4 protein-coding genes are annotated in these 7,241 nt (G+C 63.4%); all 4 read left to right on the plus strand.

Annotated elements, in window-relative coordinates:
• On the plus strand, positions 1 to 2,581 hold a 2,581-nt coding region (locus SAS01S_RS20875; RefSeq protein WP_066812988.1), incomplete at its 5' end, for a TonB-dependent receptor.
• 117 nt (positions 2,582 to 2,698) lie between these two features.
• Positions 2,699 to 4,252: a rhamnogalacturonidase gene (locus SAS01S_RS20880; RefSeq protein ID WP_157082932.1), complete on the plus strand. Its 1,554-nt coding sequence runs from the start codon at positions 2,699 to 2,701 to the stop codon at positions 4,250 to 4,252.
• Between the two features lie 72 nt (positions 4,253 to 4,324).
• The gene (locus SAS01S_RS20885) at positions 4,325 to 4,639 is read left to right on the plus strand and encodes an L-rhamnose mutarotase (RefSeq protein ID WP_066812989.1); all 315 of its coding nucleotides are present in this window, start codon (positions 4,325 to 4,327) and stop codon (positions 4,637 to 4,639) included.
• Positions 4,632 to 7,241: beta-galactosidase (locus tag SAS01S_RS20890; RefSeq protein WP_066812991.1), on the plus strand; the 2,610-nt coding region annotated here is incomplete at its 3' end. The genes SAS01S_RS20885 and SAS01S_RS20890, both read left to right, overlap by 8 nt.

Here is a 7,241-nt window from a genome sequence, read left to right on the forward strand (position 1 = left end):
CGGGACCGTGTCGATCGAGCTGCGCAAGCCATTGGACTTGACCAAGCCGCTCGCCAGCGTCGTGCTTTCCGCGCAGCATCTCGACACCAGCCAGGATTGGCGGCCGCGCGGGACGCTCGTGATCGGAACGCCCCATCTGTTCATCGATGGGCTCGGCGTACTGCTGAACGTCACTTATGACGACGTCACGACACGCCAGGATTACGCCAGCAATACCAATTACAAACGGTTGGCAGACTTCGACCATTCGGACCAGAAGACGGTCGCCGATCCCAATTATTCGGCGTTCAACACCTATGGTAGCTGCGCGAATGTCGGCAGCACGTCGACCGCGACGTTCGCGACGCGCCGCGCGGCGTGTGAGACGCAGTTCTTCGATTGGGTGGCGCAGGTGCCGCGCTATCGCAACCTGGTGCGGCGCGACAAGCGCCTGTCGGGCGACTTCACGGTCCAATATGAGGTTGCGCACAATCTCCGCTGGTATGCCGAAGCGCAGATCAACAACCGCGACCAGCGGTTGATGGACACCAATTACTCGCTCGACATCGGCCGCTACCAGCGCTTCCAACTCGATCCGTCATTGGGCACGAGTTCGACGCCGCAGGTCAAACTCGGCACCTCGACGGTCGACGGCAACCACGTCGTCACCAGCTATACGACCGCCTTGAATTCGGTGAACATCGGCACCGCGGCGGCGCCGGTCTATAGTGGATCGAGCAACATCCTGGGCGTTCAACGCCGCGATTTCCAGTACAACCAGAGCTCGAAATACTTCACCACCGGTTTCGACTGGGATGTCGGCCGGCTCAAGGTCAAGGGCATGGGGTCCTATGCCAAAGCCGACACGACCGGCGACACCAACCTTATCTCACTGAGCACGGGGATTGCGGGTGCCTCGGTGGATACGCGCAACGCGCTGGGCATTCCGGTGCTGACCTATCCGAGCAGCGTCGATCCCGCCGATCCCAACATCTATGTCGACTATAACCGCGCCGGGAATGTGGGGCAGGCGGGGCCGGTCGTGCAATATCGCCCGGCCCAGTCGAGCAACACCGAAAAGCAGGTGAAGCTCGACTTCGATTGGCAAGTCGATTTCGGCCCGCTGAAGATGATCGAATTTGGCGGCCAGGGCCGCTGGCAGGATTATATTTCCTATACCGGCGGCGGCTCGCGCCTGATTTCGGCACCGGGGGCTACGCCGCTCGTCTATCAGAGCAGCGCCAACGTCTCCTACACGACCAACGTCGTCGATGCGGCCACCGTGCCGCAGCGCGTGAACGGCACCACTTACTACATCACGCGAGCGGAATATGCCGGTCTGATCGACGCGCTCGGGACGGTGAGCGGCGGCGCGCCTTTGTTCACCGGTCTGCAGGGCGCCCCGAACACGATTCCAGGTCGAATTTCCTTTGCCAATTTCAACTCGGACATCCTCAGCAAATATTATGACCTGTCGGGCTTCGATCAGGATCTCGTGCTGAAGGCCAATGGCCTGCCGCAAATTCCGGCGTATCAGATCAGCGAGACGGTTGCTGCCGGGTACCTGAAGGCCGATTTCGCCACTCAAATTTTCGGGATGCGCCTGACCGGCAATGCCGGCGTGCGCTATACCTTCACCAAGGACAGCGGCATCGGTACCAATATCAGCCGCGTGACTCGCTTCAATTCGACCGGCGGCACCGAGACGGTGGTGCTGGCCGCGCAACAGGCGACGCTGAACAACAGCTATGCCGATGTACTGCCGGCGTTCAACGCGGCGCTGGAATTCACGCCCAATCTGGTGCTGCGCGCCAATTGGGCAAAGAATCTGGCGCGCCCGAAGCCGACCGATCTGGTGCCGAACATCAATTGCCTCGACGATGCCACGGTCGCCTCGGCCGACGACGTCTGCACCGCCGGCAATCCCGACCTGAAGCCGTATCGTGCCGATCAGTGGGAACTCAACCTGGCCTGGTATCCCAACAAGGATACGCTGGTCAGCCTCGGCTATTACAAGAAATATGAATCGAGCTTCGTCGTTCCCAACGTGACGCGGAGCGGGGTGGACCTGTTCCATGACGGCATCACCTATACCGTTCGCCAGCCGGTCAACGGGTTCGGCGCGCTACTCGACGGTGTCGAGGCAAGCGCGCAAACGGTGTTCAGCTTCCTGCCCAAGCCGTTTGACGGCTTTGGCGTGTCGGGAAACCTGACCTATGCCCGAGCGATCCGCACCAACCTGACCAATTCGGCCACCGGTGCGCCGCTCAACGAATATCCCGGCCTGTCGACCTGGACCTGGAATGCCAGCGTTTTCTACGACAAGGGCTTCCTCAACGTCCGGATGAACTACAATTACCGGTCGGATTGGCTGGTGACGATCGCTGACTCGAATAACGGCAATCTCCCCATCTACCGTAAGGCCGAGGGCTATCTGGATGGCAAGATCACCCTTCGCTTTCCCAAATGGCATTTCAGCGTGTTCGCCGAGATGCAGAACATCAACAAGGAATATTCCAAGTCCTACATCAAGGGCATCGGCACTTCGGAGGTCTATTACCCGGGCCAGCGTTTCTTCGTCGGCGTGCAGGCCAAGTTCTGACGCTGAGGGATCGCCATTTCCTCCCCTCGACCGGCTGCCCAGCGGGTTGCCGGTCGCCTTTTGTGGTCCTGGATGGGATGGACCGTTCACGATTTCGCCGGCCAAAAGACGCGCGATATGCGAGACCGTAACGAACAGGGCCAAACGACGTTGACGCGCCGATCCTTGAACCTCGGCCTGATCGCGGGTGCGTTGCTCCCGTTTCCTGCGCACGCTTCGCACCTGTTCGATGTCAGGGCGTTCGGCGCGAAGGGAGACGGTCGCGCCATCGACAGCGGCGCTTTCAACGCCGCGATCGCCGCGGCCGCGCGTGCCTCGGGCGGTATCGTGCTGGTGCCGGCGGGCCGCTATCTTTGCTTTTCGATCGAACTGAAGAGCCACGTCACCATTCAGCTGGCGAAAGGCGCGGTGATTGAGGCTGCCGATCCGGCGCGACATCCCGGGCAGTACGACATGCCGGAGGACGCCGACCAACCCTATCAGGATTTCGGGCATAGCCATTGGCGCAACAGCCTGATCTGGGGAGAGGATGTCGAGGACGCCGCGATCACCGGTCCCGGCCTGATCCATGGACTGGGCTTGACGCGCAACGGACCGGGCGCGCGGTGGAAGGCGCAGACCGGAGAGCGCCCGCTGTCGATGAAGGGCATGACCGGCGCTCAGATCGCGGCCCTGGAGCCCGATGTGGCCGCGATGCGCGGGTCGGGAAACAAGGCGATCGCTCTGCGCAACGGCCGCAACATCCGCTTGTCAGGATTCTCGATGCTGAAATGCGGGCATTTCGCGATCCTCGCCACGGGTACGCGCGACCTGACGATCCAGAACCTGACGATCGACACCGAGCGCGACGGCATCGACCTGGACTGCGTACGGGATGCGCTGGTCGAGAATTGCCGCGTCAACACGCCCAATGACGACGCGATCGTGGTCAAGGCCAGCTATGCGCTTGGCCGTGCGATTGCCGCCGAGCGCGTGACGATCCGGCGTTGCGCGGTGTCGGGATACGATCTGGGCACGATGCTCGACGGTACGCGCCGCAAGACCCAGCAATTGGCGCCCGACCGCGATCGTGTGACCGGCCGCATCAAATTGGGGACCGAGAGCAACGGCGGCTATCGCGATATTCTGATCGAGGATTGCAGCTTCACCCATTGCCGCGGTCTCGCGCTGGAGGCGGTCGATGGCGGGGTGATGGAACATGTCGTCGCGCGCCGCCTGACGATGCGCGACATCACCACCGCGCCGATCTTCCTGCGGCTGGGCGATCGTCGGCGCGGACCGCCTGGGACGGGCATCGGCGCAATCCGCAATGTCACGATCAGCGATGTGGACGCGACCGGTATCGACCACCGATATCCCGCGGCGATTGCGGGCCTTGTCGGCCATCCGATCGAGAATGTGAAGCTCGCGAATATCAGGCTGGCCTATAATGGCGGAGGCACCGAGGCCGACGCCGCACGCCATCCCGAGGAGCATCCCAGCGCCTATCCCGAACCGAGCATGTTCGGCCCGTTGCCTGCCTGGGGCCTATGGGTGCGGCACGCGCGCGGGCTTACGATCGACGGCCTTCAACTCGCCGTCTCCGCGCCCGATGCACGACCGCCGATCTTGCTCGAAGATGCCCCGGATACGGCCATTGCCAGGACGCCGTTTTGGCGCGGTCGAGATTGACCCGCAAGCCGATCTCGGATACCAGATTTTGAACATATATACCACATAATGGGTTTTTGCCGGGGAGAGGCAGTGTCAATCTGGGCGTTCAAGATGCAGCTGAAACCCGGCGTGATCGACGAATATCGTCGTCGCCATGACGCAATATGGCCGGAGCTGTCGGCACTGCTGACCACAGCCGGCATTTACGATTATTCGATCTTCCTCGATGAGGACACGCTCGCGCTGTTCGCCGTGCTGAAGCTGCGCGAGGACAATGATCGTGACGCGCTGCCCGACCATCCGCTCATGAAGAAGTGGTGGGATCATATGGCGCCGCTGATGGAGGTCGAAGCCGATAACCGGCCGAAAGAATGGCCGCTTCCGCTGATCTTCCATCATGCGTAGGATTGCGCAGCCGTCGGGCGGTCTAGCTGTGCTTGCCGGTCTCCTGATGGCGACCGCGGCCCCGGCGCAGACGGCACGCCCGACCGAAAATTTGGCCGCGCCGGCGAAGACATTCGGTCGCATATCCTATGATGCGCGGTCGCTGATGATCGACGGCAAGCGCAAGCTGATCTGGTCGAGCGAGTTCCACCCGTTTCGCCTGCCGAGTCCGGACCTGTGGCGCGACATCCTGCAGAAGATGAAGGCGAGTGGGTTCAACACCGTCGCGCTGTATTTCGACTGGGGCTACCACACGTCGAAACAGGGCGAATACGACTTCACCGGCATCCGTGATATCGATCGCGTGCTGACCATGGCGGAAGAGGAGGGGCTCTACGTCATCGCTCGCCCCGGACCCTATGTGAATGCCGAATTGTCGCGCGGCGGCTTTCCCGGTTGGCTGGTCAACCAAAAGGCCCATGCGCGGACCGACGACCCCGCCTATCTGGCCGCGGTCGACGAGTGGATGAGCAGGATCGACGCGATCGTCGCGCGGCATCAGATCAACGGCGATGGCAAGGGACATCGCGGTACGGTCATCCTCTATCAGATCGAGAACGAGCTGCCGCTGACGACGTCGGCGCAACGGCGCTACATGGACCATCTCTATGCCAAGGTGCGCGCCGACGGCGTCACCATCCCGCTGTTCCATAACGACCAGGGGCGCAACGGCTATTGGGTGCCCGACAGCTCGCCCGTCGATAACGTGGTGAAGGGGCCGAACGACCTGTACGCGTTCGACGGCTATCCGGGCGGCACCTGCACCGTGACCGGAAAGGTCACGCGCGGATCGGCTGCGCCCGACTGGGGTTTTTACGGCCCCGGCGGCGCGAGGGGCGGGGCCTCGGCTTCGCCCGATACCCCTGCCTTCCTCGCCGAATTCGGCGGCGGCTGGTTCGATTATTGGGGGTCGAACGGCGGCTATGAGTGCAACGCGATCCAGCGCGGTAAACGCTTCCAGCGTGTCTTCTATGGCACCAACCTGGCGAACGGCATCGACATCCAGAGCTTCTATATGGGCTATGGCGGGACGAGCTGGGGCTGGTTGCCGGCGCCGGTGGTGTTTTCCAGCTACGATTACGGCGCGGCCATTTCCGAAGCGCGCGAGCTGCGTGAGAAGGCCGAGGAGCTGAAACAGCTGGGCGGCCTGATCGCCAGCATCCCCGATCTCGCCGGCATGGTCCCGGCCGGGCCGGCGATCGCATCCTCTGCCAATATCCAGGTCTATCACGACAAGAGCCCGGAGAGCGGCGCGCGCTTCCTGCTGGTCACGCACCGACCGTCGAACGGCCAGACCGACGACCGCTTCACGATCACCGCCGACTTGCCCGATGGGCATTACACCTTCCCCCAGGCCGCGCCGATGCGGCTGAACGGGTTCGACGCGAAATGGCTGCTCGCCGGGGTCGATCTGGGCGCGCAGCGACTGGTCTATTCGACGTCCGAGCTGCAGTCGTCGCTGACCATCGACGGCGGAGATCTGGCCTTGCTCTATGGCCGGCATGGCGAGGGTGGAGAAACCGTCCTGCGCTACACCTCCGTGCCCAAGGTCGAGGTGATCGAGGGGCAGGCAGCAAGCGTGTTCGACGCGACGAAGGGCGACCTTCGGCTGAACTACGCGCATGACGGCCGAGCGGTGATCCGCGTGACCGGCGGCGGGCGTCCGCCGCTCACGTTGCTGTTGACCGACGAAGCCGAGGGTGTGCGCTACTGGCAGCGCGACACGGCCGCCGGCCCGGTCCTGGTACGCGGTCCCGCGCTCGTTCGCCGCGCCGACGCAAGCCGTGGCACGCTGCTGCTGACCGGCGACACCAAGGCCGAGACGCCGATCGAGCTTTGGGCGCCGGCGGCAATCAAACAAGTGCGCTGGAATGGCGCGGCCGTCGCGCTGAAGTCCGGCGCTATCGGCAACCGCCTCGCGATGCGGCCGCTCGCCAGACCCGTGGATTTCGCGCTTCCCGCGCTGACCGCTTGGCGGATGGCGGCAGGATCGCCCGAAACCGATCCCGCGTTCGACGACAGTAAGTGGCAAAAGATCGACAATCGCGAGACCGCGACGATCACTGCCAAGCCCGATGGTCAGCCGACCCTGGTCATGGACCCCTACGGCTTCCACGACGGCGATGTTTGGTATCGCGGCCGTTTCGCCGGATCGCCGGAAGCGCAGCAGATCGCGTTGTTCTACGGCGCGGGCGGCGCGGGGATGTTGCAAGCGTTCCTCGACGGCAAGCTGGTCGGCCAGGACGAATTGGCGAGCGGCCTGCCGCGGCCGATCACCACCGGACTGGCGCGCTTTGCGTTGCCCGAGGCAGCGCAGGCACCCGGCGAACATGTGCTGGCGGTGATGGTGCGCAACAACGGCCATAATTGGGACCTCGGCGCGGACGAATTTCACAAAGAGGCGCGCGGGCTCGTCTCGGTTTCGATCGAGGCATCCGGCGGGCGCAGTTTCGCGGTGCCGGTCGCCTGGAAGATCCAGGGCAAGGCGGGCGGCGAAACGCTGCCCGATCCGGCGCGCGGCCCCGCCAATAATGGCGGCCAATATGGCGAGCGGATGGGCTGG

Source organism: Sphingomonas asaccharolytica NBRC 15499 (assembly GCF_001598355.1).
GTDB classification, from domain to species: domain Bacteria; phylum Pseudomonadota; class Alphaproteobacteria; order Sphingomonadales; family Sphingomonadaceae; genus Sphingomonas; species Sphingomonas asaccharolytica.

Bases quoted from the DNA above. Each gene is read 5' to 3' on its own strand.
- SAS01S_RS20880 (WP_157082932.1), top strand. From the start codon at position 2,699: ATGCGAGACCGTAACGAACAGGGCCAAACGACGTTGACGCGCCGATCC.